Genomic DNA, 26,986 nt, shown 5'->3' on the forward strand with positions numbered 1-26,986 from the left:
TTGGTGACTCGACCGGCTTACCGACCTGCTTGCTCAGGTTCGCTATTTCTTGGGCGCTGCTGGATTTCCTGTGTTCGATCCGGTAGTTGTCGTTGTCGGCGAAGTGGATTGGTTGGACGCGGTCGTATTGTGCCGGCCTGAGTAGTAGACGCCAGCAGCAATGATGAGGACCACACAGATGGCCAAAACCACCCAGCCTCCTCGGTTGTTCCGTCGATACTGGTTCGCGGGTCTGTTGTCGTTGGGATAAGTCATGTGCAGTTCTCCTAGAGGCAGAAATCGGGGAGAAAAGAAGTGTTCCTATCGGAGGGCACGCCGATCGTCGCGAGTGCGGGCGAAAACGAGGGACGGTAATTCCGTGGCCTCGACGATCGGCCCGCATAGTGTGGCTCGCCAGCTTCCAAGACGCTCCGGAAGGCGGAAGTAGCGCATATATCCACCGAGGCTGAGGGGGGTGTGTTGCTTGCGCTCCAGCATGGCACAGCGGGTGCAGTATTGGGGGGGAGAGGCCCCGGGCGTGCAGCTTCGGCCCCGGGCGTCTGAACGACCACTCGGAACGATTGGGCGCTCCTGTGATTGAGGTGCCGGCAAGGAGGCATACGGGTGCCTATTCGTTTCCTGCGCGTGGTCATCGCCTGGGTGCTGGTATTGGCCACCCTCTGGGTGTTACAGCCCTACCTGTCAGCACTATGGTTTTCTGCCTCCGCTCCTCGCACTGTCACGCCTCGGGCCGACCTCGCTAGAAACGAGCAGGCGACGATTCGTCTCTTCAGGGAAGTATCTCCATCCGTGGTGCACGTATTCGCCCGCGGAAAGCCGAGCACAACGATGTTTTCCGACGATCAGGACAGCGTCGTGCAATCTGGCTCCGGCATCATATGGGATGTCGCCGGACACGTGATTACCAACAATCACGTCATCAGTGGCACGGGCCAGATCGGAGTTCGGCTGACGTCGGGCGAGTTTGTCGGCGCGCATGTTGTGGGTGCCGCTCCAAATTACGACCTCGCCGTTCTTCAGTTGGAGCGGCCAAGATCGGCGTTGCGTCCCATTGCTGTTGGCCGTTCGGCTGACCTGCAGGTCGGGCAAAGCACGTTCGCAATCGGCAACCCTTACGGTCTCGACCAGACTTTGACCTCCGGCATCGTGAGTGCGCTTGGCCGAAAGCTGCCATCGGTCACTGCGCGCGAGGTCAAAGGGATGATTCAGACTGACGCGCCGATCAATCCGGGGAATTCCGGTGGCCCGTTGCTCGACAGCGCCGGACGGCTGATCGGGGTGAACAGCGCCATTCTTTCTGGTTCCGGCGCTTCTGCCGGAATTGGATTCGCCATTCCGGTAGATATCGTCAACCGCGTCGCGGCCGAGTTGATCCGCAATGGTCACGTGCCGTTGGCGGGTATCGGTATCGTCGCTGCCAAGCAAGATGAGGCCACAAGCCTCGGGATCGACGGAGTGATCATTTTGCGCACTCTGCCCGGTTCTCCCGCCGCGCAGGCGGGAATTGAAGGTGTGAGCGAGGAGGGGGTAATCAGGGACATCATAACCGAGGCCAACGGGAAGCCGGTCCACAGCATGGAGGAATTGACCTCGATTCTTGATGATATGGGGATCGGCAAGGAGTTGGAGCTGACCATCGACCGTGCTGGACAAACCCGCACGGTCAAGGTGACCGTCGCGGACATCTCACGGCTGGCCCAGCGATAACGGAATGTCCAGCTCCCGGATTAGCGCTTATCGCCGCCGGCGCTGCGGATGACTGCCGACGTGCTCGCGGGCAAAAGCAGCGAGCCGGTCGTGCTGCTCGACCCGAAACTGATCACTGCCGAGAACCTGAAGGACTGCAACGACTGGACGGCAGCCCGCTAGAGCTGCTCTAAACGTCGCTGCGGTCGCTTCGCTGCGGCTGCACTCAATTTCCAGGCACCGGAGATGATCATGTCGCGCATTGGAATCCACTCTTTCGTCTGGTCGGCCAGTTCGGCGCAAACCGACCTCGAACGGACTTTGGCCAACACCAAGGAGGCCGGCTTTGACCTCATCGAGTTCTCCTATCTCGATCCCGCCAATGTCGATATCGACAGGCTCGCCGGGCGCATTGCTGAGTTGGACCTCGGCGTGGTGATCAGCATCGGTCTGCCGGCTGAAGGTGATATTTCCAGCGCCGACAGCGCGATCGCCGCACGCGGCATTGAAATCCTGAACAGAACCATAGCGCTGACGCGAGATCTCGGTGGCCGGAAGCTCGGCGGCATCCTCTCATCCGCTCATGGACTGCAGACCACGGCGTCCACCCGTGATCAGTGGAATCGCAGCGCGGCGACGCTTGCCGAGGCCGCGGAAAGAGCCAAGGCGGCCGGTGTCACACTCAATCTGGAAATCGTGAATCGCTTCGAAAGCAATCTGCTCAACACCAGCGCACAAGGGCTAGCCTTTATTGAGGACAGCGGCTCTGACAACATCTTCCTTCATCTCGATACCTTCCATATGAACCTGGAGGAGGCCGATATCGGGCTCGCCATCCGCCGTGCCGCGAACAAGATCGGCTACGTCCATATCGGCGAGAGCCATCGTGGCTTCCTCGGCACCGGCAACATCGATTTCGCTGCAGTTTTCGACGCGCTCACGGCGATCGGCTACAAGGACGATCTCAGTTTCGAATCGTTCTCCTCCGAGATCGTCGACGAGAATTTATCCAGGAAAGCCGCCATCTGGCGCAATCTGTGGACCGACAACATGGAGCTGGCGCGTCATGCTCGTCGGTTCATTGCGCTCGGTTTGGAGACGGCACGGCGGAAGGCAGAGCTCGTTCGCGCGGCGCAAAGGCCGTGAAGGCAGCGGTAGCTGCCTGCAGTTCGCGATGCCGCTGGAACGACGCTCGCCCGTGAGGTGTTCACCTCAGCCGGATATAGCGGGTCGAGATTGTCAGCTCGATAAATTATGTTAGCGTGTGCCCCACTCGGCATAAAGAACGAGGGCCGGATACAATATGGGAGCAGCGCATGAGGAAGACACTTTTTGGCATTGTTTCTGTGGGTCTGCTGGTCGCCGCCAGCGCCGCAGTGGCCGACACCAAGGACAAGAAGATCGCGCTCTCGAACAACTACGCCGGCAATTCGTGGCGTCAGGCGATGTTGAAGAGCTGGGACAAGGTGACGAAGCCCGCCGTTGCCTCCGGCATCGTGGCAGCCGCCGACGCTTACACGACTTCGGAGAACCAGGTCACCGAGCAGGCAGCCCAGATCCAGAACCTCATTCTACAGGGCTACAACGCGATCGTCGTGAATGCCGCCTCTCCCGACGCGCTGAACGGCGTCATCAAGCAGGCCTGTGACGCAGGGATCACGGTGGTGTCGTTTGATGGCATTGTAACCGAGCCATGCGCTTGGCGTGTCGCGGTCGATTTCAAGAAGATGGGGCGCGTCGAGGTCGATTACTTGACCAAGAAGATGCCGGCGGGGGGCAACCTGCTCGAAATTCGCGGTCTTGCCGGCGTGTTCGTGGATGATGCCATTCACTCCGGCATCGAGGACGGTGTCAAAGCCAATCCGCAGTACAAGATCGTCGGATCGGTGCATGGCAACTGGGCGCAGGAAGTGGCGCAGAAGGAGGTCGCGGGCATTCTGCCTTCACTTCCTGAGATCAAGGCGGTCGTCACGCAAGGCGGCGACGGTTATGGGGCGGCGCAAGCGTTTGCTGCGGCCGGACGACCGACCCCACTCATCGTCATGGGCAATCGCCAGGACGAACTGCAATGGTGGAAAGAACAAAAGGACAAGAACGGATACGAGACGATGTCCGTTTCGATTGCGCCGGGGGTCTCGACTCTCGCGTTCTGGGTCGCGCAGATGATCCTCGACGGCAAGCAAGTGCCGAAGGACTTGACGGTACCTTTCCTTCAGATCGACCAAGCAGACCTTGAGAAGTCGCTGGCCACGACGGAGAAGGGCGGTGTCGCCAATGTCGAGTACACAGCCGATGACGCCGCGAAGGTCGTCGCCGGAGCGAGCAAGTAAGATCTGATCCTTGAGCACTGAAGCCATTAGACTGGACGGCGTCGAAAAATCGTTCGGCGCCGTTCGTGCGCTGGCGGGCGTCGATCTCGTGGTCGCCGTCGGCGAATGCCTGGGACTGGTCGGCCACAACGGCGCTGGTAAATCCACCCTGATGCATGTGTTGGCCGGCGCACTGCTGCCTGACGCCGGCAGGTTGACCGTAGGAGGCGCGGAGCCAAAAGCGCAATGGTCGGCCGCCGCCTCGCAAGCGGCGGGCATTCGCTGCGTATTCCAGGAGCTGTCGCTCTGCCCCAATCTTTCAGTCGCAGAGAATGCCCGCATCACGCACGCATCGCTGCGGGGCTTTGGCTGGAAAGGGCGCGCACGCGCGCTGATTTGTGCGAAGCTCGACGAGATTTTTCCCGGACACCGCATCGCTCCCGACGACGAGATCGCGCATCTGCCGATCGGCCAGCGCCAGATGGTCGAGATCGCGCGCGCTTTCACGGTCACGAGGGCGCCGCTACGACTGGTGATCCTGGACGAGCCGACCTCCTCGCTTGATGCGGTCGCCGCCGGCCAGTTGCTGTCTTACATCCGGAAGGAAACGGCGCGCGGTACCGCAATTATTCTGATCTCGCACATCCTCGGTGAGGTGCTTGCGACCTCCGACCGCATCGTCGTGATGAAGGACGGCAAGCAAGTTGCGGCGCGTCCGGCCCCTGCCTTCGATCGCTCATCGCTGATGGCCGCAATGGGCTCGGACCTCAAGGAGGTGGAGGCGAGCGGAGATCGGCGGCAATCCCCTAAAGCTGATTCTGCCGTGGTGGTGCGTGCAAGCCCGCAGCGTGATGGTGGCGGCGAGCTCGTCGTCCGCGAGGGCGAGATCGTAGGGCTTGCCGGCCTTGCCGGGCATGGCCAGACCAGGCTGCTGTTGCAGATTTTCGCGGGCCAGGCCGATATCGACCGGCCGGTGGCCTTCGTTGCCGGCGACCGACAGAGTGAAGGCGTGTTCCACCTTTGGTCCATCGCCGAGAACGTCACGGTCGCTTCGCTGCGTTCTCTCATTCAGCGCGGCTTCATCAACGTGGCTGCCGAGGCGAAGCTGGCGCACGCCTGGCGCGAGCGCATCGGCATTCGGACCTCCGACATGGGCAGGAATATTCTGACCCTGTCCGGAGGGAATCAACAGAAGGTCCTTTTCGCCCGGGCGCTCGCCTCGGACGCCAGGATCATCCTGATGGATGACCCCATGCGCGGCGTCGATATCGGCACCAAGCTGGAAGTCTACGCCATGATCCGCGCCGAGGCCGCCTCGGGCCGCAGCTTCCTGTGGTACACGACAGAGCTCGATGAGCTTACGCATTGTGACAAGGTCTACGTCTTCTGGAATGGAAAGATCTCCGATTCCATCGAGGCTGCCGATTTCTCCGAGCAACGCGTCCTGCGAGCCTCCTTTGCGGAGAGCGGGACATGAAAAACCCACGTTTGCTCCGCGCGGCCTTGCCGTTCCTAACGCTTGCAATCGTGCTCGCGGCCACCTTCTACGTGCAGCCGCGGACTATGAGCTATTTCGGCCTGAACCTTATGCTGCAATATGCCGTTCCGATTGCTCTCGCAACGATCGCGCAGATGTTCATCATCACCGTGAACGATCTGGACCTCTCCATCGGTCCGTTCGTGGGCCTGGTCGGCGTTATTGCCGCGACGGTGCTCAATTCCAACCCCGTTTGGGGTGCCTCGGCGCTCATGGCCTGCGTGCTGGCGTACGGCGTAGTCGGTGCGCTGATCCATGTGCGGAATCTGCCTTCGATTGTGGTGACGTTGGGGCTCTCCTTCGTTTGGCTTGGAATTGCTGTCACGATGCTGCCCTCGCCGGGCGGTAAGGCACCCGCCGTATTGAAGACGATAATGACGGTGCAGACGCCATATGTCCCATTTCCGATCCTTGCGGCGGTTGCGATTGGACTCGTCGTTCACCTTGCGCTCATGACTACAAGCTTTGGCGTGGTCGCGCGCGGCGCCGGGGGCAATCCAAAGGCGCTCGCCCGAGCCGGCTGGTCGATGCTAGGCACCAAAGTCGTCATGTACATGCTCGCCGGCTTGTTTGGGTTGCTGGCCGGATTGGCGCTACTCGGCCTCACGACTTCGGCAGATGCCCATGTCGCCGACCGATATACGCTGTATTCGATTGCCGGCGTCATTCTCGGCGGTGGCGAGTTCATTGGAGGCCGGATCAATCCCATTGGTGCCGTGGCCGGCGCCCTCACGCTGGCGCTGGCGGGCGCCTTCCTGATCTTCCTGCGGATCTCACCCGACTGGCAGATTGGAGCGCAAGGCGCGGTTCTTATCATCGTGCTGGCGCTGCGAGCACTCGCGGGCAGCCGGGAGAAAAGCTCATGAAAGGCCTTCTAAGCCGGCTCGTCGGTCAACCTTGGGTTGGCTCCTTCCTTGCGGCCGGTCTGGTCTGGCTCTTGGCTGTCGTATTCGCCGGAGGACGCGGCGGTGGCGAAATTCTCTCCTCGGCGCTCGCCTTCGCGACGTTCACGGTCATCGTCGGGCTCGGCCAGATGATGGTGATCACCACGGGACCTGGAAACGTCGATTTGTCCATTCCGGCGACGATGACCCTGTCGGGCGTTATCGCGATGAAACTGATGGACTCCGAGAGCGCGCTCATCCTGGTCGGGACCGCAGCCGCGATGGGCGCCAGCTTCTTGGTCGGAGTGGCAAATTACGGCCTGATCCGGCTGCTTCGCATTCCACCGATCATCGCTACGCTCTCCTCGAGCTTTCTCGTGCTATCGACGGCGATCTCCATCGGACGAGGCCTTCGCATCAAGCCGCCGGCACCTCTGGCGGACTTCGCGACGGCCCGGGCCTTCGGCGTCCCGTTCGCGGCGATTGCGGTAGCCGCTCTGGCGGTGATCATCGGCCTGACACTCAAACACACGATCTATGGCCGGACGGTTGCTGCGATCGGGCAGAACGAGCGGGCCGCATGGCTCGCTGGTCTCAACGTCCGTCGCACGCGCTTTGCGACCTACGTGCTCAGTGCAATGCTCGCCGGTCTCTGCGGCATCTTGCAATCGGGGTTTTCAGGCGGCGCTGCGCTGAACATGGGAGACGATTTCCTGCTGGCGTCGATCGCCGTTGTCGTGATCGGCGGAACGTCGGTCGCGGGCGGCCGCGGCAATGTTCCCGGCATCTGGGGCGCCGCGCTGTTCATGTATCTTCTGGTCACGATGCTCAACATCTTCGGAGCGAGCCCCGGCGTGCGCTTGGTCATGACCGGGTTGATTATCATAGCCGTGATTGCGGTCGCGGGCAGCGAGAATCCGAGGCGAGCGTGAGCTCATCTTCCCGGGCGCCGAGGTTAAAGCTCGTGCGCTTGGTTACGGGAGGTGCTTTGCGCAGGGGAGGCTCTTCCTTCGCGTTGACACGTCGCGGCAAATACATAGGCTGCGCATGACCACTTACGAGACCAGCGCGTCATTGAGACCGCGGAGAAGGGCGGATCAATCATGGCTTCGCAATCGGCTTTACCGCGTCGCACCCTTGGCCGAACCGGACTTGAGGCTTCCATCCTCGGATTCGGAACCGCGCCACTGGGCGACCTCTTTCTTGAGCTCGACGACCAGACTGCGATTGCTGCCGCAAGCCGCGCGTTCGAGCTCGGCATCAATTTGCTCGATACATCGCCTCACTACGGCAATGGCCTGTCGGAACATCGCTGTGGAACGGCGCTCCGACGTGTGCCACGCAACAATGTGGTGCTTTGCACCAAGACCGGTCGCTGGATGGATCCCTTTCACCAGCCGGAGACTCGGTCTGGATTTGTAGGCGGACAGCCGCACCGGGCTGTCGTTGATTATTCGTACGACGGTACCATGCGCTCGGTCGAGCAATCGCTCTTGCGCCTTGGCACCGACCGTATCGACCTGTTGCTGATCCATGATGTCGATGTGTGGACCCACGGACAGAACGCGATCGAAGACCGCTTTCGCGAGGCGATGTCCGGGGCCTATGTAGCGCTCGACAAGCTTCGTTCCGAACGCGTGGTCGCGGGCATCGGGATCGGGGTCAATGAAGCCGAAATGTGCGTGCGCTTTGCGCAAGCCGGGTCCTTCGACGTGATGCTGCTTGCCGGACGCTATTCGCTGCTGGAGCAGCCGGCACTCGAGGAGTTCATGCCGCTGGCGCTGAAGCAGGGCATTGCGGTTCTGCTCGGCGGAGTGTTCAATTCGGGGATTCTGGCGACGGGCGCCATCAAGGGCGCCAAGTACAACTATCAGGATGCGCCACCGCACGTCCTTTTGAAGGTCGTCGAAATCCAGTGTATCTGCGCAGCTCATGGAGTACCGCTGCCGACGGCCGCTCTACATTTCGCGCTTGGTCATCCCGCTGTCGCGAGCGTAGTGCTCGGGGCGCATGATGCGCAGGAGGTCGAGCGCAACGTAGCAGCGCTGACCGCCTCCGTGCCAGCCGCACTCTGGAGCGATCTAAAGGCCGCGCGCCTGCTGGACACAGAAGCGCCTGTTCCGGGGTAGAGCGGTCGATATCGAATCGCTGAGGCACATGGTGGGTTCGTCGTCGCTTGAAGAACTGTCGCTGGCGGCTAACGTGCTGATCGTCGGCACCGGAATGGCGGACCCTCTTCCCTTCAGCGTCCGCTAGGCTCGCTTCGGAGACTCTGACCATGGCCACCCACACATTTTCCTGCATCGATGGGCATACCTGCGGCAATCCAGTGCGTCTCGTTTGCGGCGGGGGGCCGCATCTGGAGGGCGCGACCATGCTTGAAAAGCGCGCCCACTTCCAGCGTGACTATGATTGGATCCGCACCGGCCTGATGTTCGAGCCGCGCGGCCACGACATGATGTCGGGCTCCATCCTCTATCCACCGACACGTCCTGATTGCGATGTGGCAGTGCTGTTCATCGAAACATCCGGCTGTCTGCCGATGTGCGGCCACGGCACCATCGGAACCATCACGATGGGCATCGAGAATGGCCTGATCACGCCACGCGAACCAGAAAAGCTGTCGATCGACGTACCGGCCGGCAAGGTCGATATCACCTACCGACAGGAAGGCCGTTTTGTGGAGGAGGTGCGCCTCACCAACGTTCCAGGTTTTCTTTACGCGGAGGGTCTGACGGCCGAGGTCAATGGTCTTGGTGAAATCGTCGTCGACGTCGCCTATGGCGGTAATTTCTACGCCATCGTCGAACCGCAAAAATCTTTTCGCGACATGGCCGACCATACCGCCGATGAGCTGGTGGGGTGGTCGTCGCGTCTGCGTGCAGCGCTGAACGAGAAGTATGAGTTCGTCCATCCCGAGCATCCCGAGATCAACGGTCTCAGCCATATACAGTGGACGGGGAGGCCGACGAAACTGGAGGCGCATGGGCGCAACGCCGTCTTCTATGGCGAGAAGGCGATCGACCGCTCACCATGCGGCACCGGCACCTCAGCGCGCATGGCGCAGCTCGCCGCCAAAGGCCGGCTACAGGTCGGCGATCAATTCGTACATGAATCGATCATCGGCTCGCTGTTCAGGGGACGGGTCGAGGCCGCTGCCAGGGTGGGGCACCGAGACGCGATCGTGCCCTCGGTTTCCGGCTGGGCTCGCATGACCGGCTTCAATACGATCTTCATCGACGATCGCGATCCCTACGCTTACGGCTTCGTCGTCAGGTGAACGTCTGAGCTAGGATCCGGCTCCCATCCTCACGAACTCGTCAGAAAGTCGTCGGACCTCTCAAAACTGAAATCAACGAGCAGAGTGACGCCGCGCCGAAATCACATCTTGAGGCCCGCCTTCGATAGCCGCCGACGCTGGACATCAAGATCGAGCGCATGTTGACCAACAGGGGGTGTTGATACAATCGATCATTGAGATTGCTCCCTTCGCGCGGCCTGGCGCCCTTGCGATAGCCCCTCAAGCTCAGCGTCCGAGATTATGCGCTGTCAACCTACATAAAACGCGCAAGATGAACTTGCTCTTCTTCAGACGCGAGACAGGCCGCAGCTAGTGCACACTGCCGACATCGGGCGATCGTTGCGTTCCTGGACAGGGGGCGCGCCTCAGGGATGACACGGTGTGACGCCCTTCAGTCATCTCCAGTCATGGCTCTCTTATAATTAAGTAAGCCGGTCGTCGAACGTCGTTAGTCTAGCGCGTGAGTCGAACTCCGGGGTGGTTGCCGTCGATAAATTCAACCCCTGCCGCCTCTAAAGCACGTCTGACCGCGGCTAAGTTATTTATGGAAGGGATCCTGCGGCCTTTTTCGAAGTCACGAATGGTGCTCTCGCTCAAATTGGACCGAGCAGCCAATTCGGCCTGAGACCAGTCGAGCAGTCCACGCGCTGCCCGAGATTGATCGGGGGTCATCCAACCGCCATTTCATGAGACACGTTTTGCGTCTACCAGCCACGAAAAGCGTTGACATCCGCGAATTTCAACGGTAACCGTTTAGAGCCGACGTTTTTCGTGTATTGGAGTTTAATTTGATGGCCGAGCGTCTTGGGAGCCATTGCCCGAATTGTGACACCTCGTCAGACGCAGCTCTTTTGGGGCTTGAGAGGCAATTCATCGAGATCGCAGCAGAACTCGAACGCCAGGATGGGAATCTTGAGCTTTCCGACGGCTACTCCACGATGGAGGATGAAGCACTACTGGCCTGCCTCGATCCTATCGAACGAGCGATCATGGAGACCCCGGCACACACGATAGCAGGCTTGGCCGTTAAGGCCCGCCATTTGGCCTATGTTGTACCGAAGTACTGGGAAGCACCGATCGATCAAATCACTTGGGAAGGACGAGCGGTACGTCTGCTAATCGAAACAGTCTGCAGTATCGCAACCGAGCCTTTGCGCAATGAATACGGTGACGCGAATCCTGTGCTCAAACCGACGAATAGATCGGTTAAGGATCGAATGTTGAACCGACCGCAACTCGGCAGCTTGCCGGATACTCCCATGATCGGCGGCTGCGATGGCGAACTGACACTGCTGCGGGTCAACAGCGAGCCTCCGCGATACGGTAATCCTATCCATCGTCTCGTTTCCCACAACTTTCGAAGCGAGGAAGAATGCGCCCCGCGAAATCGAGAGTTGGAGCACTCCATACACAATTGCGATTAGACGAACCAGAAGACTGGCGTTTCCGCGAGAACGCCGGCGATATCCTGTGAGTCGTTCATCAATAGCGCGCGCCATGGGGGGACCCTGGCCTATTACCGGGAGGACGCGTGGCATACGCCTTCGATTTCACTGCTGTCGTCGCGCATTGGCGCGAACTGCTGAAGGGCTGCCTGTTGACGCTGCAACTGTCGCTGCTCGCGATGCCGGTCACGCTCGCGATTGCCGTCGCAGCCGTGCTCATGCTGCAGATGCGGGAGACGATCAGCACCTGGCTCATCGGAGCATTCGTCGAGATCGTGCGCAACACGCCGTTTCTCGTGCAGATCTTCTTTCTCTACTTCGGACTACCCAGCATCGGCGTGCGGCTCGATCCAAATGTCGCGGCGATCATCGCGCTCAGCCTGAACGGCGCCGCTTATACGATAGAGATCCTGCGCGCCGGCGTCGAGGCGGTGTCGCGCGGCCAGATCGAGGCGGGGCTCGCCCTCGGTCTCAGGCCGACGCAGATCTTCCGCCATGTCGTTCTCAAACCTGCGCTGCGCACCGTGTATCCGGCGATGACCAGCCAGTTCATCTTTCTGATGCTGACATCGAGTATCGCCTCGTCCATTACCGCGGCCGAGCTGACGCACGTCGGTGCGGAGCTCGAGGCCGTGACCTTCCGCAGCTTCGAGATCTACTTCACGATCGCCGGGCTCTACCTTGGGATGTCCTTTGGGCTGTCCAAGTTGTCTACGCTGATCCGGCGCATCTGTTTTGCATATCCGGCAGGGTAAGAGGTACGCATGCGAGTCCAGCCATGATCACCTCACTTGGGCCCGCACAGTTTCATCTGCTGCTGGTCGGTACCCTGTGGACGCTGGCCTTGTCGGCAGTCGGTTTCCTGTTTGGAGCCCTCGGTGGACTCGCCGTGGCGTTATGCCGGACCTGCGGTTTGAGGCAGCTGGAGCGGTTTGCCGCCGCGTTCATCGAGATGTTCCGCGGCACTCCACTGCTACTGCAATTGTTCATCGTCTACTACGGTATAGGGCTGCTCAACATCTCGGTGAGCCCCTGGATTGCGGTGTCGATTGCATTCATGCTTCACGCGAGCGCCGTTCTGGGCGAGATCTGGCGCGGATCGATCGAATCAATCCCGCGCGGCCAGACCGAAGCCGCCAAGGCTCTCGGCATCCATTATGGGTTCCGGATGCGCTACATCATCCTGCCGCAAGCCCTAAAGATTTCGCTGCCGGCAACCATCGGCTTCCTGGTTCAGCTTATCAAGGGCACGTCGCTGGCGGCGATCATCGGTTTCACCGAGCTATCCCGGACCGGAACGCTGCTCTCCAACATCACGTACCGGCCGCTGCTAATTTTCACGATTGTCGGCCTGATCTATTTCATCGTCTGCTGGCCGCTATCGCAGCTGGGACGACTTATCGAACGTCGCCTCTCGCCAGTAAGAAGCCAATAAGCCAAAATGCACCAAGGAGGAAATGTGATATCGAAATATTTTCATCGTCGCGTGATTGTTTGTGGCTTAGCGCTCGGATTTGCAGCCATGTCCCCACAGATGGTAGGCGCTCAGACGATCGCGGAAATCAAGCAGCGTGGCATAGTCAGGATCGGTGTGTTGTCGGAGTTGCCGCCGTGGGGCTTCCTCGATGCGTCGGGCAAGCCTGCGGGCTATGATGTGGAGGTCGGCGAGCTGATCGCCAAAAAGATAGGCGTCAAGGCGGAGTTCGTCGGGACGACCGTTGCCGCGCGTATCGCGCAAGTCATGACCGGTAAGGTCGATATGATGCTTGCGATCATGGGCATGTATCCGGAGCGCGCCAAAGTGGTGCAGTTCACCGAGCCTTATGCCGGAATGAAGATCATCCTGCTTGCCAGGAAGGGCCAGATGATCACGAAGCTCGAAGACGCAGCCGCTCTTCGAATCGGTGTCGTGCGCGGCGGGGCCCAGGATATTGCCATTACCAACGGTCTGCCCAAGTCCGCAGACATTCGCCGCTTCGACGATGACTCGGCTGTCATCCAGGCCCTAATTGCCGGGCAGGTACAGGCCATCGGAGCAAATACCACCTACATGATCAACATCAACAAGATATTCCCCAATAATGAATTCGAGCAGAAGCTGGTCTTCAACGAGCAGTGGATGGGTATTGCGACCAAACCCGGCCAGAGCAATCTGAACGTCTGGCTAAACACCCTGATCGACGAAATCCGGGCCAGCGGTGAACTGGCTGCGATCAATAAGAAGTGGATCGACCAGCCGCTGCCCGAATTCCCGACCAAGATCGAGGGCGTTCCCTTTACCGTGCAATAAGCAGGACGCTCCATGCCGCCCACAGTCGATTCCCAAACCGCCATCGTCATGGATGGCGTCAACAAGTACTTTGGCGGATTTCACGCGCTGAAGAACATCAATCTCACAGTCGGTAACGGCGAGCGCATCGTGCTGTGCGGACCGTCCGGTTCCGGAAAATCGACGCTCGTGCGTTGCATCAACCAGTTGGAGACCGTGCAGAGCGGCATGATTGTCGTCGATGGTATAGATCTGACGGCAGGAGGTAAGAATATCGACGCGGTGCGGATGGAAGTCGGCATGGTGTTCCAGCAATTCAATCTCTTTCCGCACATGACCGTGCTCGAAAACTGCATGCTCGCGCCGTTGAAGGTCCGGGGCGTATCTCTGGAAGAAGCGCGGGCAACAGCGAGACGCCTACTCGCTCTCGTCAAGATCGGCGAGCACGCACAGAAGTACCCAGCTCAGTTGTCCGGCGGCCAGCAGCAGCGCGTAGCGATCGCCCGCGCGCTATGCATGAATCCAAAGATCATGCTGTTCGACGAGCCGACTTCGGCGCTGGACCCGGAAATGGTCAAGGAGGTGCTCGACACTATGATCAGCCTTGCCGCTGACGGCATGACCATGGTCTGCGTCACCCACGAAATGGGCTTCGCACGGGCGGTGGCGGACCGAGTGGTCTTCATGGCCGACGGTGAAATCGTCGAAGAGGCATCTCCGGAACAGTTCTTTTCGGCGCCCACACACAAGCGGACGCAGGCGTTTCTCGGCCAGCTTCTCGTCGATTAGAAGCAACCTAAAAAAAGGAAAAACATGAAGAAAATCTTCCTTCTGAACGGACCTAACCTCAACCTCCTTGGCCAGCGCGAACCCGAGATCTACGGGCGAACCACGCTCGCCGAAATTCGCGACCGTTGCATTGCCCGCGCCAGGCCGCTTGGCTATGACATCGACTTCCGTCAGACCAATTTCGAGGGCGAACTGGTTGAAAGCGTGCATCAGGCGCGCCAAGAGGCCGCAGGTATCATCGTCAATCCGGCCGGCTACACCTTCACGTCAATCGCGCTGCTGGACGCGCTGAAGATGTTCCGCGGTCCCAAGATCGAGCTGCATATCTCGAACGTTCATGCACGGGAGAGCACCTACCACAACTCCCTTATCTCGCGCACCGCGACTGGCATCCTGATTGGCTTTGGAGCAAACGGATACGAGCTCGCCATCGATGCTATGGCTCGATTCTTGGCCCCGGCTTGACCGGCGCCAGCGAAATCGGGAGATCGATGCCTCGCGTTGACCTGAACCGGCAGGTGCAGAGCGTACTTGACAAACAGAACATGGGCCAGCAGCTTGGGCCCTGCACACCCGCGCGCATTCCGCTGGGTGATCGCTTCGCAACCCCCGAGCTCGGGTGCCGCCTTAACCGGTCGCGCGACTGCACTCGCTCCCGGGTCCCGATGCTACGCGTCGGCGCACTATGCTGACCCTCCTGCGGGTGTCTCCTAGCCGGTTCTCGCGACCTCAGACGGGTAGGGGCGCGGGGTGTTCGTAGTCTTCCGCAGCTGATCGCGCCCGTAAGTCCAACGGTGGTCAGGAACTTTAGCGCACGCGTGATGAGAAGCGGGGCAAAGCGCTTGCGAATCTCGCCGAGCAGGACGCGGAGCACCTGTACGCTTGTTTGCAAACCGCTTCACCGCATTCGTCGATGCGTGCTCGCTTTCAAGCGCGCTCAAAAGGAACGTGCTTCGCTCCTGGCCGAGGTGGAATTTTTCGTCTCCGCTGGTCGAGCCCCGTCCTGGATGAGACCGAAACAGCTATCGAGGAAATTTTGTCCGGCAGGGGCCTTCGCCGATGCCCCGGCGCGCAGATTTCGCGCGCGCCAGCATGGAAGCTGCCTTTGAAGACGCCATGGTTACAGATTTCGATAACTTCTTGCCGGTTGCCGCGGGTCTGCCCGATCCCAACGATCACCACGTTTTGCTGCGGCGGCCAAGGCGCAAGCCGCATTGCAGATACTATCGCACTTGACGAAGCTCGCGCTGTTGCAGCCATTCGGCGTATGCGCGAACGCTTCAAGAAACCGGAAATGACGCGGGCGCAGCTCTTGCTCGTGATGCAAGCTGCGGGATAGATTGAGACGGTTGACGTGCTAAGGCTCAGACGGGCTTTTGACAACGCATCTCACTTCGGATATTCCATAATGAGTATTATGCGAATCAAACTTGTAAGCGCAATATAGAGATGACACCCCTCCGCAAAGTTGAGATGGCACTCCGCGGTTGGAATGCAGTTGCGGGGGACGGCAATCGTGGTGGTGTCTATGAGCGACAAGGAGTTTTCGCGGCTCAATATTTTGATGGAGGTACAAGCCGGGCGATTGCGGGTGTCAGAAGCCGCCACGGTGCTTCAGTTGCAACGGCGACAGGTGTTCCGGCTGCTCCGTTCGCTCCGCGAGCATGGAGCGGCAAGCTTGGCCTCCAAGCGTCGTGGCAAGCCCAGCAACAACCGGATGCCGGCGCAGGTGCGCGAGCTGACGATGTCGCTGGTGAAGGCGCGTTATGCGGATTTCGGCCCGACGCTGGCGGCAGAGAAGCTCAAAGAGAACCACGCCTGCCTGGTGTCGCGGGAGACGCTGCGCAAGTGGATGTTGGCGGACGGGCTATGGATTGATCGGAAGCGCCGCCTGCCCTCGGTGCATCAGCCGCGCAACCGGCGTGAACGGACTGGTGAGCTGATCCAGATCGACGGTTCGAAGCATTACTGGTTCGAAGGACGTGGCCCGGAGTGCTCGCTGCTGGCCTATATCGACGATGCGACCAGCCAGATTCTGCATGCGGCGTTCGTACCTTCGGAATCGACGCTGGATTATCTGCGCGAGACCAGGGTCTATGTGGAGCGTTATGGCCGCCCGGTTGCGTTTTACTCGGACAAGCACTCGATCTTCCGGGTCAACCATCGCGAGGCGGCCGGTGGCAACGGGATGACGCAATTCGGCCGCGCTCTGAGCGAACTCAACATCGATATCATCTGTGCCAACTCCCCTCAGGCCAAAGGTCGGGTGGAGCGCTCATTCGGAACGCTGCAGGATCGTCTGGTGAAGGAGATGCGGCTTGCCGGGATCTCGACGATCGCGGCCGGCAACGCGTTCCTGCCGGCGTTTATGGCGAGCTACAATGCTCGCTTTGGCAAGACTGCGAAGTCGGACCAGGATGCCCATCGCCCCGGTGAGGACCTGGCGCCGCTGAGCGACGTCTTTGCCTGGAAGGAAGAGCGCACGCTGACGAACAATCTGACGATTCAGTACGACAAGATCCTGTTCATGCTCGAGAACAACGAGGTCACGCGGCGGCTTGCCCGCCAGCGCGTCACGATCATCGACTATCCGGATGGCCATCTGGCGATCCGGCACAACGGGCGGGATTTGCCCTACCGAACGTTCGACAAGCTGCAGAAGGTCAATCAGGCGGCGATCGTCGAGAACAAGCGGCTGGGCGAGGTCTTGGCCTACATTGCCGAGCAGCAGAAGCAGCTGGACATGTCGCGCTCAGCCAAGGCGCCACGCCGTCGAGGCCAGGCCGAGCGGCACATGTTCAAGCCAACCTGACCTTCCAGGGCGTACCATCCGGTCGCGCGGCCGCTGCGCAACCCCGGCCAGCTCCGCGTCCGCGCGCCCTCCTCACCGATTTCCTGGTGACATTTCTAACGAGCGCAGGCGCGTCTTCAGGCCAAAAATAACGTCCATGCGCCCCGGTTGCTGTCAGTTCGGGTGACATTTCTACTTTGCACGCCGGGTGTCATTTCTGCCTTGCCCCGACAAAACTCAAGTGTAACAATGAACGGTTGCCCAGCGCGTCCGTTGCCTGATGGGATCGACACCATCCCCGCCTTTAACCGAGATTGGATCGAGTTGAGCGCTCTTTCCTCATGGATGTAGCAAAATCATTGGGACCTCGGCAGGATCCAGCATCGCGCCCTGATAAGCGATGGGTTCTGGTTCTAGGCGCTACGATAGCGCTCAATAGAGGAAAGATCTGGCACGATTCCGAGCCCCGCCCCCTGATCCAATTCAACCGTGCCTTCCCTGACGCTAAGAACCGGGCCGCAATAGAAATTGCGCAATGGATTGTCGTTGACATCCACCTCGAGCCAACCGTCGCCTCCGACACCGGCCAGGAGATGCGCCGAGGCAAGCAGTCCAATGCCGCCGCCCAGATAATGTGGGCAGAATGTCTTGCCCGATCTCAGGATATCACGCGCGACGCCCGCGCAGACGCTGAGTCCGCCCCATTTCGCGATGTCGGGTTGAATCACACCGAGCACGTCTTTGGCCAGAGCGTCCCTGAATCCCTCGACGCTGGAGATGTTCTCGCCCGCGGCAATCGGCATCTTCGCGGCGCCCCCGAGCCTGCACCACTCTTCCCACGGCCGGTTGGCGCGGATCGGCTCCTCCAGCCAGCGAAGATCGAACGCGGCGAGGCGCGGCAGCATCTCCAATGCCTGCCCGACCGACCAGGCCTGATTGGCATCGGCGGCGAGCATACCCGCGCCGACGAGGGCGCGCAGCGCGCCGAGATTGGCAAGATCGGTTTCGAGACCGAACCCGAGCTTTAGCTTCAATGCGCGATGGCCGCGCTCGAGCGCGGCTTCCGCCGTCTGCGCGGCGCCGCCTGGATTGATGCCGCTGGCATAGACCTTGATCGTGCTCGATTGACCGCCGAGCATCCGCCACAGCGGCGAACGTTGCCGCCGTGCGGAGAGATCCCACAGCGCGATATCGATGCCGGAGATCGCCTGCGCGAACGGGCCCGGCTCACCGCATTGGAGCGCCAGCACTTCGGTTCCCCTGGTGAGGGTCTCGAAAACCTCAGCCGGACCACCGAATTTGCGCCTGAGGAGGCCCGGCGCAAGCACCTCGTTGATGAGCCGGGCACGATGCTCCGCGCCTGGAGCAGGAAAGTTGGACCAGGCTTCCCCCCATCCCTCGACGCCGTCTTCGTCGACGACGCGAACGAAGACGGCGGGACGGTTGAGCATCTTGCCGAACGACGTCACCACCGGCGCTGCGAGCGGATAGCGATAGCAGAACGCCTCGATCGAACGGATGGTAAAGCTGTCAGTCATGTTGCAGATCCTGCGAGACCACGCGGAGCCGCGACCATCTCAGTAGGCGCGCGCGAAGTCACCTTCTTGCTTGATTTCGGTGAATACCGGAAAGCGAGCCTTCCACGCGGCGCCCTTGGCCGTGGTCAGCTTATTGAGACGCTCGAGCACGTTGAGGCCATCCTTGCGCAGGCTCGCCGACACCGCTGCGCGGTCCGGGAAATTCTTCAGGACGGCGTCGAGCCAAATGGTTCGGCCCGCCAGAAATCCGCTCGCCCCTGCGGCATAGGAGTACTCGAGCACGCGCTCGAATTTCTCCGGCGCGGCGCCCCCCGACAGCAGCACCCAGGGGATGCTCCGCTCGCGGCAGATACCGCCGATCGCATCGAACTCCTTCTGCGCGGCTTTCGCCTCCGCGCTGCCGTCACGGGCCGGCAGGCTGTTGGCCGCCAGAGGGCTCTCCAGTTTGAGGAGATCGACGTCGTATTCGGGCTTGGCAAACTCGCGCACGCTGTCGATGACGAGGCCTGGAAGCTTGCCGGGCGATTCCACGTAGTCGGCGGTATGATTGGGGCTGCCGAGGAACGGATAGACCAGGAGCTCCAGCACATAGGGAATGTCATGGCGGGCGCAATCCTCGCCGATCTCGCGCACGAAGCGCTTCTGATGCTCGTTCACGGCGGCATCGGCGTCCGGCCGGTACCAGGCGAGTACCTTGACGGCGTCGCCGCCCATGGCGCGAATCTTGTCCACGCTCCAGTTGGTGATCGCACGCGACTTGCGGCCGCCGGCGGTCTCCTCGACGCGGTGCTCTTCCAGCGTCATGATCAGGCCGCAGCGCGGCGGCAATAGATCGATCGCGGCGGGCACCGCGAAATTCGGATCGAACAGCATGGAGCTGCAATACGGCGCGAGGTTCTCGACCAGGAGGCGCTTGGCCGCCGTGACGTCGGAATATTCGACCTGATCTCGCGTGATGCCTTTGGCTTTCGCGATGGCATCGAACAAGGGCGGCCGCTGGTCCAGCGCGACCATGCGAAAGTGGCCATCTGCGTCAGCAAGCCGTGCCAGGCCGCGGTTCTTTCCAATCGTTCTCATGACTTCGTCCTTATGAATGCAAGACACTCGTTGATGGTGGGGATCCCGTTCCGCCCGCCGGCATGGCGGCATTTCATGGCGGCCGCCGCCGCGGAAAACGTCATGGCGGCCCGCACTTCGAGGCCGGCGCCGATCGCCAGCGCATAGGCGCCATGGAAGACGTCGCCCGCGCCCGTGGTGTCGACGACGTCGACGGCATAGGCGGCCTGGCGGTGCAGCTCGCCATTCGCGTGCCAGCTCACGCCCGCCTCGCCGCGCGTGACGGCGATGACGCGGCAGCCGAAGCGCGCGATGCCCGCGATGGACTTGTCTTCAGATGAGCCGGCAAAGGCCGCAAGCGCGGGCTCGGAGAAGATGGCATGGTCGGTCAGCGGCAGCAGCCGCTCGAACACTTCGGCATCGGCCATGTCGCCGTCGAGCACCGTCGGGATGCCGCGCGTCCGCGCCTGCTGAAACAACGTCGCAGCGCCCTCGACCCAGCGCGGATCGGCCAGCACGGACGATGCGCGCGCAACGGCTTCGAGCGGGAGCCAGTCCGCAGCCTCTGGATACTGGCCGCGGAAATTCACGATCTGCCGCTCGCCGGAAGCATCGACGATGATCCCGGAGACGGACGAGCGGCCGTCGGCAAACAGCCTGAAGCTCTCGACTTCGACGCCTTCCGCCGTGAAAGCCGACTTCATCTCGTGACCGGCGGCGTCAGCCCCCGCCCGCCCCCAGAACGCGACGGACGCGCCGAGCTTTGCCACCGCGACGCTCGCATTGGCAGCCATGCCGCCGCCGAGCGTGCCGTACTCCACGGCCTTGATCTTCTCGCTTCCGCCCGCGAACGGCCGGTCGACCCGCCAGACCTGGTCGAGCGCGGACAAGCCGAGGCAGATCACGTGCACAGGCTTCGCCCCGGATGCGACATCCGCCAGCGCCGAGACATCGGCGATGTTGACCGAGGCGTTCATCGCAAGACCTGCCCGTTGGCGGCATCGAACAAATGCGTCTTGCCGGCTTGCGGGCGCAATGTGATGCGATCGCCGACCTTCGGCCGCAGCGCCGGATCGACACGCGCAATGGCAGGGGCGCCAGCAAGATCGAAATGGATTAACGTATCCGAGCCGAGCGGCTCGACCAGCTTGACGTTGATGGCGATACCGTCGACGGCATCCGTCGCCACGGCAAAATGTTCGGGACGAACGCCAAGCACGGCATTGCCAGCCTGCCGCAGGCGACCCGCAGTCTCGCCGTCGAGCGGCACCACCGTTCCGCCTTGCGACAGAATGGCCCGGTCGTCACGCCATTCGACCGGAAAGAAATTCATCGCGGGCGAGCCGATGAAGCCGGCAACGAACTGGTTGGCGGGCCGCTCATAGACCGCCTCGGGCGTATCGTATTGCTGGATCGTGCCGCTCTGGAGCACGACGATCCGGTCGGCCATGGTCATGGCCTCGATCTGGTCGTGGGTGACGAAGACCATGGTCGTCTTCAGCTCCTGCGACAGCGCCTTGATCTCGGCGCGCACCTGCCCGCGCAGCTTGGCGTCGAGGTTGGACAAGGGCTCGTCGAACAGGAACGCCTTGGGATTGCGCACGATGGCGCGGCCCATCGCAACGCGCTGCCGCTGGCCGCCGGACAGCTCCTTCGGCTTGCGGTCGAGGTAAGGCTCGATGTGCAGTAGCGCCGCGGCGCGCTTGACGCGGGCGTCGATCTCCGCCTTCGGCACGCCCCGCAGCTCCAGCGCAAACGACATGTTGTCGTACACCTTCATGTGCGGATAGAGCGCGTAGTCCTGAAACACCATCGCGATGTCGCGTTGCGCGGCCTGCACGCCGTTGACGCGCTTGTCGCCGATATAGAGATCGCCCGACGAGATCGGCTCGAGGCCGGCGATGATGCGCAGCAAGGTCGACTTGCCGCAGCCGGACGGGCCGACGAACACGACGAACTCGTGGTCCGCGATCTCCAGGTTAAGATCGGGGATCACGGTGAAATTGTCGTAGCGCTTGACGAGATTGCGGATCGAGATCGAGGCCATGATCGCTCAGTCCAGCGCCAGCACAGGCTTGATCAGCTCGCCCTTGGCGAAGCGGACGAAATTTTCGGGCAGAGCCGACAGGCCGAACTCGCCGTCGACGAGGACGCGGTACTCGTCCCTGTACTTGCGCAGCAGCTCGACATTCGGCTCGAAATCCTGGACCGGGAAATAGAAGGTCCGGATCATGTAGAAATCCTTGCGGCGAAACACCTTGCCTTCCTCGATGGTCCAGGGCGCAGCGTTCTCGCCGACCAGCACCAATGCGCCGCGCGGCAGGACCAGCTCGATGCCGAGATTGCGCGCAGCATGCGCGCCCGAACATTCCATGATGAGGGCGAAGCGCTTCGATGTGTCGCCCACCGGATGCGCCGTCGCGCCAAAGGATTGCGCGATTCTGAGACGCGCCGCGTTGGGATCGGCGACATGGATGTCATCGTAGCCGAGCGCGCGGAGCGCCAGCACGACGCCGAGGCCAACCGGCCCTGCTCCCATGATGAGAACCGGCCCCGCCTCGTCCGACGGCACCACGCGGCTGACGAAGCGCACCGCGTGGCCTGACGTGCCGATGGTATCGAGCAGCAGCGGCGCGAGGCTGTCCTCGATGTCGTCGGGCACCGGAAGCAGGCAGTTTTCCGGCACCGGCACGTATTCGGCATATCCCCCCGGCCTGTTCCAGCCGATCAGGCTGGAGACCTCGAGGCACATCTGGGTATCGCCGCGCTTGCAGGCCGCGCAGTGGTCGCAATGCAGGGGAATGTAGACCGCGCAGCGCCGGCCATGCAGTCGGTGACCGGGCTGCTCGACGACGCCGAAGATCTCATGGCCAGCGGTGAACTCGGAGCCCTTGTGCCACAGCTTGAAGTCCGAGCCGCATAACGCGGTGCGCAAGACGCGGACCAGCACCTCGCCGGTGGCGACATCAGGCATTGCCACGCGTTCGATCGTGATGCGGTCATTGCCGTGGAACACCGCGGCCTGCATGATCGAATTCGTACGGGGGGACACGTTCATCGGATACCTAACCTTTCACCGCGCCGAGCGTCAGTCCGGACACCAGCCAGCGCTGGACCAGGGCAGCCAGCACCAGCGGCGGCAGCGCGATCAGCGTTGCCGCCGCCATGAGGGCGCCCCATTGCGTCGAGCCTTCGCCGATGAAGTTGAAGGCCGCCGCGATCAGCGTCTTGGTGTCGCCATTGGAGAGCACCAGCGCAAACAGGAAGTAGTTCCACGAGAAGACGAAGGCGAGGATCGCCGAGACCGCGACGCCTGATGCCACCAACGGCAGCGCGATGCGCCAGAGGATGCGCGTGACGCTGCATCCATCGACCTGCGCCGCCTCGAACACGCTGCGTGGAATGCCGTCGAAGGACGGCAGCAGCACCCAGATCACGATCGGCAGCGTGATCACGGCATGGCTGAGGATCAGTGCGGTATAGGAGCCGATCATGCCGACCTGCCGGAACATCACGTACCAGGGCAGCAGGAACAGCGTGCCCGGCGCCATGCGCGCAGCGAGCGTCAGGATCGCCGGCCACGAAATCCGCGTCCAGGAGACCGCGAACGCGGCAGGAATTCCAAACAGCAATCCGAGCGCGGTCGAGCCGACGGTGACGATCAGGCTGTTGAGCGCGTAGCTCAGGAATGGCGTCGTCCTGGTCAGCTCGACATAATTATCCAATGTCGGCGTGAAGATCAGCGTCGGCGGATAGGCGGTGACCTCGAAGGACGGCTTGAACGAGGACAGCACCATCCAGACCGTCGGCGCCATGATGAGCACGCCGGCGAGCACGAGCTGCAGGGTGTTGAGCCGGCGGATCCAGCGGTCGGTGTGGGCGGCATCGTTCATGACATCACCACGCCACTGCGCCGCGCAGGCGGTTGAAGGCGAGCACGGCGCCGAACACGATCGCCGTCAACGTCAGCATCAAGGCGCTGGCATAGCCGATGTTGAAGAACTCGAAGCCGACCCGGAAGCCGTAGATGTTGAGCGTGTTCGAGGCGTTGCCGGGGCCGCCCTGGGTGGTGATGTAGATGATGTCGAAGAAGCGCAGCAGATCGACGCTGCGCAGGATCGCCGCGGTGACGATGGTCGGCAGCAGCAGCGGCAGCGTGATGCGCTGGAAAGTCTTGAATGGGGATGCACCGTCGATCTGCGCGGCCTCGTAGACGCTCGGCGGCAGGGACTGCAATCCGCCCAACACGATCAGCGCGACGTAAGGCGTCCACTGCCAGCTGTCGATCAGCGCCACGGTCGGAATGACCAGGGATGGCGAGGCCAGCCAGTCCGACGGCGGCAGGCCGAATGCTTGCAGGATGTAGTTGGCGGCGCCGAGCGACGGATCGAGGATCACCAGCCACATCATGCCCGCCACCACCGGCGGCATCATGAAGGGCGAGATGAACAGCGAGCGGACGATGCCCGGCAGGCGCTTGGCATGAAACAGCACCAGCGCGAGCCAGACGCCGAACACGAGCTGCAGCACCAGCGACAGCACATAGAGGGCGATCGTGACCCACAGGCCGTGCCAGAACTCGTAGTCGGAGACCAGCCTGGAATAATTGGCAAGGCCCGCAAAGGACTGCTTGCCGGTCGAGGAGAAGCTCTGGAAACCGAGCCAGACCGTATAGAGTACGGGGAAACGCGATCATCGCGACCGTGAAGATCACGGCCGGTGCCGAAAGCGCCGACATTTCCAGCTTCTGTCGATCCTGCGTGAGCGTCGCAGCCGCATCAGACATGCGTGCGATTCCTTGGGGGTGACGCGTGCCGGCCGGCCGCAGGCCAGCCAGCACCGAACATTATTTCTGGGCGATCAGCGCATCGAGTGCCTTGTCGGCATCGGCGCAAGCCTGGTCGATCGGCTTCTGCTTCAGGATCAGATCCTGCACCGCCTGGCCGATGAACTCACGGGATTCCGGATTGGCGACGATGGGATAGCCGACCTCAGAGGAGCCCTTCGTGGCGAGCACGTCTAGCGCCGCCTGCCATTCCTTGCGAACCGGCTCCTCGTCGATCCACTTGCGATATTCAGGGTCCTTTGCGACCGACGGACGCGGCGGGGCAATGCCCTGCAGCGCCATCTTCTTCTGCACCTCGGGACTCGTCGCCCATTGCACGAAATACCAGGCCGCATCCGCCTGCTTGCTGTGCGAAGACACCGCCATGCCCCAGCCGATGGTGGTCGGCACCGTGCCGGCCTCGCCGGCCGGGAACGGCAACAGGCCGGTGTCCTTCAACCGCGCGCCGCCTTCCATCACCGTGCGCAATTCGTTCGAGGATTCGAACGCCATCGCCGCGCGGCCGCTGCGATAGAGCGCCGAGATCTGCTGGAAGCTGTAGTTGACGACGCCGGGCGGCCCGAAATCGCGCAGCAGGCGGCTATAGGTATCGAGCGCCTCCTTGCCCTTGGCCGAGCAGAGGTTCGACTTGCCGCCTGCGATATAGCTGCCGCCGATATTGTGCAGCATGTTGCTGAAGGTGTAGGCGATCGCCGGCTTGAGTCCGCGCGAGACGAACGGCGTCACCGCGCTGTCGCAGGACTTGATCTTCGCAGCGGCGGCTTCGACTTCCTTGATGGTCTTCGGCGCCTCGACACCGCACTTCTTGAAGATGTCGGTACGGTAATAAAAGATCGGGCCCTCGATGTTCATCGGCATGCTCGTCAGCTTGCCGCCGAAGGTCGCGGCTTTCAGCAACGCCTGGCTCAGCCCGACCGGATCATAGTCCTTGGCCACCTCGTTCTTGGCCATTGCGGTGAGGTCGGCATACCAGCCGGCGGCGGCGAACTGCTCGCCCTCGCGCGACGGCAGCGTCATGAACACGTCGACCTCGTCGCTGTTCGCATTCATGACGGTGACCAGACGCTGGCGCATCTGCTGCTCCTGATAGCCGTCGACCTTCAGGGTCATGCCGGTCAGCTTCTCGAAATCGGCCTTGTAGGTCAGCAGCGCCTGGGAGACCGGATTGTTGTTGGCGAGAAAGGTGACGGTCTTGCCCTTGAACTTCATCCAGTCGAAATCCGCCGCCCGCGCCGGCGCACTGACCGCTGCAATCGCGAGAACGGGTAGCGCGACATGCGTCGCGAGCATCCTGGCCTTCATCGAACTCTCCTCCCGGCTGGCCGCCTTGGTTGGCGGACCATTTTGAACATTTGAGCATCAATTGAAAACGGTTACAAAATAGACCTCGAATCCGGTGTGTCAAGCGATGGACAAGCAACGAAATCTCCGGCAGACATGTGCATATCCGCTACGACGCGGCCACGCCGCAGAATGTAACGTTACATTCATGAGCCTGACCAACGCCAAATCCGTGAAACAGGGCATCCGCGCCGTGGCGGCCCGGGCCGGCGTTTCGACCGCCTCGGTCTCGCGCGCGCTCAACGATCCGGCTGCGGTCAGCCCTTCCCTGCGCGCCCGCATCGAACAAGCGATCGACGCACTCGGCTACATCCCGCACGCGCCGGCGCGCCTTCTGTCGTCACGGCGCTCGCGCACCCTCGGCGCGATCGTGCCGACGATCGACAACACGATGTTCGCGCGCGGCATCGCCTCGCTCCAGCAATATCTGTCCTCGGTCGGATACATGCTGTTCCTCACCACCAGCGGTTATGATCTCGACGTCGAACTGCAGCAGGCGCGCAACCTGATCAGCCGCGGGGTCGATGGCCTCGTGCTGCGGGGCGATTGCCATCACGACGGCTTGCGCAAGCTGCTCGCGGACAACGCGGTGCCCTTCATCAATGTCGGCATCTACCAGCCCGACCGGCCCTACCCTTGCGTCGGCACCGACAATGAAGCCGCCGCCCATCGCGCCGCCGCGCATGTCATCGAGCTCGGCCATCGCCGCATCGGGATCGTCTCGGCGCTTCAGCGCAACAACGACCGCGCCAGCGCCCGCGTCGCCGGCTTTCGGCGCGCGCTTGCCGAGAACGGCCTCGAGCTGCCTCCGCAATGGCATGTCGAGGTACCCTATACGCTGGACGACGCGCGCGAGGCGGCGCGATATCTCCTCACCCTCAAGGATCGGCCCTCAGCCGTGGTGTGCGGCAACGACGTCATCGCCTATGGCGTGCTGCTGGAGGCCGAGCGCGACGGTTTCTCCGTGCCGCGCGACCTGTCGGTGGTCGGCTTCGACGACCTCGACTGGAGCCGCCATTTGCGGCCGAGCCTCACCACGATCCACGTTCCGACCGGAGAGACCTGGCAGCGCGCCGGCGAATATCTGGTGCGGAGCCTTGCCGGCGAGCAAACCATCATGCATCGCGAGATCGACTTCTCGCTGGTGGTACGAGAATCGACGGCTGCGCCTCCGAAGTCCCTGAAGTGAGATCC

25 protein-coding genes are annotated in these 26,986 nt (G+C 61.7%); 16 read left to right on the plus strand and 9 right to left on the minus strand.

Annotation, left to right across the window (positions count from 1 at the left end):
• Positions 1 to 603: 603 nt before the first annotated feature.
• The 8 genes from ACVWZ4_RS35600 (at position 604) to ACVWZ4_RS35635 (ending at position 9,696) form a co-directional block, all read left to right on the plus strand.
• Positions 604 to 1,707, plus strand: coding sequence for a S1C family serine protease (locus tag ACVWZ4_RS35600; protein WP_456763842.1), 1,104 nt, complete (start codon positions 604 to 606; stop codon positions 1,705 to 1,707).
• A gap of 231 nt (positions 1,708 to 1,938) precedes the next feature.
• A complete protein-coding gene (locus tag ACVWZ4_RS35605; protein ID WP_456763841.1) occupies positions 1,939 to 2,832 on the plus strand; it encodes a sugar phosphate isomerase/epimerase family protein in 894 nt (297 codons plus the stop codon).
• Positions 2,833 to 3,002: 170 nt separating this feature from the next.
• Positions 3,003 to 4,016 (plus strand): substrate-binding domain-containing protein, encoded by a 1,014-nt coding sequence (locus ACVWZ4_RS35610; RefSeq protein ID WP_456739185.1) that lies wholly within the window; start codon positions 3,003 to 3,005, stop codon positions 4,014 to 4,016.
• A gap of 10 nt (positions 4,017 to 4,026) precedes the next feature.
• Entirely contained in the window at positions 4,027 to 5,472 is a 1,446-nt protein-coding gene (locus ACVWZ4_RS35615) for a sugar ABC transporter ATP-binding protein (RefSeq protein WP_456739184.1), read from the plus strand.
• The gene (locus ACVWZ4_RS35620) at positions 5,469 to 6,398 is read left to right on the plus strand and encodes an ABC transporter permease (RefSeq protein WP_456739183.1); all 930 of its coding nucleotides are present in this window, start codon (positions 5,469 to 5,471) and stop codon (positions 6,396 to 6,398) included. Before ACVWZ4_RS35615 ends, ACVWZ4_RS35620 begins: the two co-directional genes overlap by 4 nt.
• Positions 6,395 to 7,348: an ABC transporter permease gene (locus ACVWZ4_RS35625; RefSeq protein WP_456763840.1), complete on the plus strand. Its 954-nt coding sequence runs from the start codon at positions 6,395 to 6,397 to the stop codon at positions 7,346 to 7,348. Before ACVWZ4_RS35620 ends, ACVWZ4_RS35625 begins: the two co-directional genes overlap by 4 nt.
• A gap of 171 nt (positions 7,349 to 7,519) precedes the next feature.
• Positions 7,520 to 8,545: an aldo/keto reductase gene (locus tag ACVWZ4_RS35630; protein ID WP_456790522.1), complete on the plus strand. Its 1,026-nt coding sequence runs from the start codon at positions 7,520 to 7,522 to the stop codon at positions 8,543 to 8,545.
• 149 nt (positions 8,546 to 8,694) lie between these two features.
• Positions 8,695 to 9,696: a 4-hydroxyproline epimerase gene (locus ACVWZ4_RS35635; protein WP_456763839.1), complete on the plus strand. Its 1,002-nt coding sequence runs from the start codon at positions 8,695 to 8,697 to the stop codon at positions 9,694 to 9,696.
• Between the two features lie 474 nt (positions 9,697 to 10,170).
• On the opposite strand, the gene ACVWZ4_RS35640 is transcribed toward ACVWZ4_RS35635, so the two are convergent.
• On the minus strand, positions 10,171 to 10,389 hold the full coding sequence (locus tag ACVWZ4_RS35640; protein WP_456705445.1) for a helix-turn-helix domain-containing protein: 219 nt from the start codon (positions 10,387 to 10,389) through the stop codon (positions 10,171 to 10,173).
• A 119-nt stretch (positions 10,390 to 10,508) separates the two neighbouring features.
• On the opposite strand from ACVWZ4_RS35640, the gene ACVWZ4_RS35645 reads away from it, so the two are divergent.
• The 7 genes from ACVWZ4_RS35645 to ACVWZ4_RS35675 all read left to right on the plus strand — a co-directional run bounded on the left by ACVWZ4_RS35645 (position 10,509) and on the right by ACVWZ4_RS35675 (position 17,032).
• Positions 10,509 to 11,141 carry a hypothetical protein gene (locus tag ACVWZ4_RS35645; protein ID WP_456763838.1) on the plus strand — a complete coding sequence of 211 codons (633 nt, stop codon included), beginning with the start codon at positions 10,509 to 10,511 and terminating at the stop codon, positions 11,139 to 11,141.
• Between the two features lie 107 nt (positions 11,142 to 11,248).
• Positions 11,249 to 11,917: an amino acid ABC transporter permease gene (locus ACVWZ4_RS35650; protein WP_456739179.1), complete on the plus strand. Its 669-nt coding sequence runs from the start codon at positions 11,249 to 11,251 to the stop codon at positions 11,915 to 11,917.
• Positions 11,918 to 11,940: 23 nt separating this feature from the next.
• Entirely contained in the window at positions 11,941 to 12,597 is a 657-nt protein-coding gene (locus tag ACVWZ4_RS35655) for an amino acid ABC transporter permease (RefSeq protein ID WP_456739178.1), read from the plus strand.
• Positions 12,598 to 12,684: 87 nt separating this feature from the next.
• The gene (locus ACVWZ4_RS35660) at positions 12,685 to 13,452 is read left to right on the plus strand and encodes a transporter substrate-binding domain-containing protein (protein ID WP_456790523.1); all 768 of its coding nucleotides are present in this window, start codon (positions 12,685 to 12,687) and stop codon (positions 13,450 to 13,452) included.
• Positions 13,453 to 13,464: 12 nt separating this feature from the next.
• Complete coding sequence (locus ACVWZ4_RS35665) at positions 13,465 to 14,220, plus strand: amino acid ABC transporter ATP-binding protein (RefSeq protein WP_456739176.1); 756 nt, start codon at positions 13,465 to 13,467, stop codon at positions 14,218 to 14,220.
• A gap of 24 nt (positions 14,221 to 14,244) precedes the next feature.
• Complete coding sequence (locus ACVWZ4_RS35670; protein WP_456739175.1) at positions 14,245 to 14,685, plus strand: type II 3-dehydroquinate dehydratase; 441 nt, start codon at positions 14,245 to 14,247, stop codon at positions 14,683 to 14,685.
• Positions 14,686 to 15,748: 1,063 nt separating this feature from the next.
• Positions 15,749 to 17,032 (plus strand): ISNCY family transposase, encoded by a 1,284-nt coding sequence (locus tag ACVWZ4_RS35675; RefSeq protein ID WP_456703560.1) that lies wholly within the window; start codon positions 15,749 to 15,751, stop codon positions 17,030 to 17,032.
• Positions 17,033 to 17,424: 392 nt separating this feature from the next.
• Here ACVWZ4_RS35675 and ACVWZ4_RS35680 read toward each other — a convergent pair whose 3' ends face one another.
• From ACVWZ4_RS35680 to ACVWZ4_RS35715, 8 genes are all read right to left on the minus strand, one after another.
• Positions 17,425 to 18,549, minus strand: a complete 1,125-nt coding sequence (locus tag ACVWZ4_RS35680; protein ID WP_456705437.1) for a mandelate racemase/muconate lactonizing enzyme family protein — start codon at positions 18,547 to 18,549, stop codon at positions 17,425 to 17,427.
• 39 nt (positions 18,550 to 18,588) lie between these two features.
• The gene (locus ACVWZ4_RS35685) at positions 18,589 to 19,626 is read right to left on the minus strand and encodes a tagatose 1,6-diphosphate aldolase (protein WP_456790524.1); all 1,038 of its coding nucleotides are present in this window, start codon (positions 19,624 to 19,626) and stop codon (positions 18,589 to 18,591) included.
• Positions 19,623 to 20,582, minus strand: coding sequence for a sugar kinase (locus ACVWZ4_RS35690; RefSeq protein ID WP_456705435.1), 960 nt, complete (start codon positions 20,580 to 20,582; stop codon positions 19,623 to 19,625). Before ACVWZ4_RS35690 ends, ACVWZ4_RS35685 begins: the two co-directional genes overlap by 4 nt.
• Complete coding sequence (locus tag ACVWZ4_RS35695) at positions 20,579 to 21,652, minus strand: ABC transporter ATP-binding protein (protein ID WP_456705434.1); 1,074 nt, start codon at positions 21,650 to 21,652, stop codon at positions 20,579 to 20,581. Before ACVWZ4_RS35695 ends, ACVWZ4_RS35690 begins: the two co-directional genes overlap by 4 nt.
• A gap of 6 nt (positions 21,653 to 21,658) precedes the next feature.
• Positions 21,659 to 22,663, minus strand: coding sequence for a zinc-dependent alcohol dehydrogenase family protein (locus ACVWZ4_RS35700; protein ID WP_456705433.1), 1,005 nt, complete (start codon positions 22,661 to 22,663; stop codon positions 21,659 to 21,661).
• 7 nt (positions 22,664 to 22,670) lie between these two features.
• Positions 22,671 to 23,498: a carbohydrate ABC transporter permease gene (locus ACVWZ4_RS35705; RefSeq protein ID WP_456705432.1), complete on the minus strand. Its 828-nt coding sequence runs from the start codon at positions 23,496 to 23,498 to the stop codon at positions 22,671 to 22,673.
• 4 nt (positions 23,499 to 23,502) lie between these two features.
• A complete protein-coding gene (locus ACVWZ4_RS35710) occupies positions 23,503 to 24,147 on the minus strand; it encodes a carbohydrate ABC transporter permease (protein ID WP_456790525.1) in 645 nt (214 codons plus the stop codon).
• Between the two features lie 304 nt (positions 24,148 to 24,451).
• Positions 24,452 to 25,753, minus strand: coding sequence for an ABC transporter substrate-binding protein (locus ACVWZ4_RS35715; protein WP_456705430.1), 1,302 nt, complete (start codon positions 25,751 to 25,753; stop codon positions 24,452 to 24,454).
• Between the two features lie 187 nt (positions 25,754 to 25,940).
• On the opposite strand from ACVWZ4_RS35715, the gene ACVWZ4_RS35720 reads away from it, so the two are divergent.
• Entirely contained in the window at positions 25,941 to 26,981 is a 1,041-nt protein-coding gene (locus ACVWZ4_RS35720; protein WP_456705429.1) for a LacI family DNA-binding transcriptional regulator, read from the plus strand.
• Positions 26,982 to 26,986 lie beyond the last annotated feature (5 nt).

The organism is Bradyrhizobium sp. USDA 4472 (genome assembly GCF_054058595.1).

What these genes read in the sequence shown, in the direction of transcription:
- ACVWZ4_RS35660 (WP_456790523.1), top strand. Translation starts at nt 12,685, where the DNA reads ATGTCCCCACAGATGGTAGGCGCTCAGACGATCGCGGAAATCAAGCAG.
- ACVWZ4_RS35675 (WP_456703560.1), top strand. Translation starts at nt 15,749, where the DNA reads ATGAGCGACAAGGAGTTTTCGCGGCTCAATATTTTGATGGAGGTACAA.
- ACVWZ4_RS35685 (WP_456790524.1), bottom strand. Translation starts at nt 19,626, where the DNA reads ATGAGAACGATTGGAAAGAACCGCGGCCTGGCACGGCTTGCTGACGCA.
- ACVWZ4_RS35640 (WP_456705445.1), bottom strand. Translation starts at nt 10,389, where the DNA reads ATGACCCCCGATCAATCTCGGGCAGCGCGTGGACTGCTCGACTGGTCT.
- ACVWZ4_RS35665 (WP_456739176.1), top strand. Translation starts at nt 13,465, where the DNA reads ATGCCGCCCACAGTCGATTCCCAAACCGCCATCGTCATGGATGGCGTC.
- ACVWZ4_RS35720 (WP_456705429.1), top strand. Translation starts at nt 25,941, where the DNA reads ATGAGCCTGACCAACGCCAAATCCGTGAAACAGGGCATCCGCGCCGTG.
- ACVWZ4_RS35645 (WP_456763838.1), top strand. Translation starts at nt 10,509, where the DNA reads ATGGCCGAGCGTCTTGGGAGCCATTGCCCGAATTGTGACACCTCGTCA.
- ACVWZ4_RS35630 (WP_456790522.1), top strand. Translation starts at nt 7,520, where the DNA reads ATGGCTTCGCAATCGGCTTTACCGCGTCGCACCCTTGGCCGAACCGGA.
- ACVWZ4_RS35635 (WP_456763839.1), top strand. Translation starts at nt 8,695, where the DNA reads ATGGCCACCCACACATTTTCCTGCATCGATGGGCATACCTGCGGCAAT.
- ACVWZ4_RS35695 (WP_456705434.1), bottom strand. Translation starts at nt 21,652, where the DNA reads ATGGCCTCGATCTCGATCCGCAATCTCGTCAAGCGCTACGACAATTTC.
- ACVWZ4_RS35620 (WP_456739183.1), top strand. Translation starts at nt 5,469, where the DNA reads ATGAAAAACCCACGTTTGCTCCGCGCGGCCTTGCCGTTCCTAACGCTT.
- ACVWZ4_RS35670 (WP_456739175.1), top strand. Translation starts at nt 14,245, where the DNA reads ATGAAGAAAATCTTCCTTCTGAACGGACCTAACCTCAACCTCCTTGGC.
- ACVWZ4_RS35625 (WP_456763840.1), top strand. Translation starts at nt 6,395, where the DNA reads ATGAAAGGCCTTCTAAGCCGGCTCGTCGGTCAACCTTGGGTTGGCTCC.
- ACVWZ4_RS35655 (WP_456739178.1), top strand. Translation starts at nt 11,941, where the DNA reads ATGATCACCTCACTTGGGCCCGCACAGTTTCATCTGCTGCTGGTCGGT.
- ACVWZ4_RS35610 (WP_456739185.1), top strand. Translation starts at nt 3,003, where the DNA reads ATGAGGAAGACACTTTTTGGCATTGTTTCTGTGGGTCTGCTGGTCGCC.
- ACVWZ4_RS35705 (WP_456705432.1), bottom strand. Translation starts at nt 23,498, where the DNA reads ATGAACGATGCCGCCCACACCGACCGCTGGATCCGCCGGCTCAACACC.
- ACVWZ4_RS35715 (WP_456705430.1), bottom strand. Translation starts at nt 25,753, where the DNA reads ATGAAGGCCAGGATGCTCGCGACGCATGTCGCGCTACCCGTTCTCGCG.
- ACVWZ4_RS35680 (WP_456705437.1), bottom strand. Translation starts at nt 18,549, where the DNA reads ATGACTGACAGCTTTACCATCCGTTCGATCGAGGCGTTCTGCTATCGC.
- ACVWZ4_RS35700 (WP_456705433.1), bottom strand. Translation starts at nt 22,663, where the DNA reads ATGAACGTGTCCCCCCGTACGAATTCGATCATGCAGGCCGCGGTGTTC.
- ACVWZ4_RS35605 (WP_456763841.1), top strand. Translation starts at nt 1,939, where the DNA reads ATGTCGCGCATTGGAATCCACTCTTTCGTCTGGTCGGCCAGTTCGGCG.
- ACVWZ4_RS35690 (WP_456705435.1), bottom strand. Translation starts at nt 20,582, where the DNA reads ATGAACGCCTCGGTCAACATCGCCGATGTCTCGGCGCTGGCGGATGTC.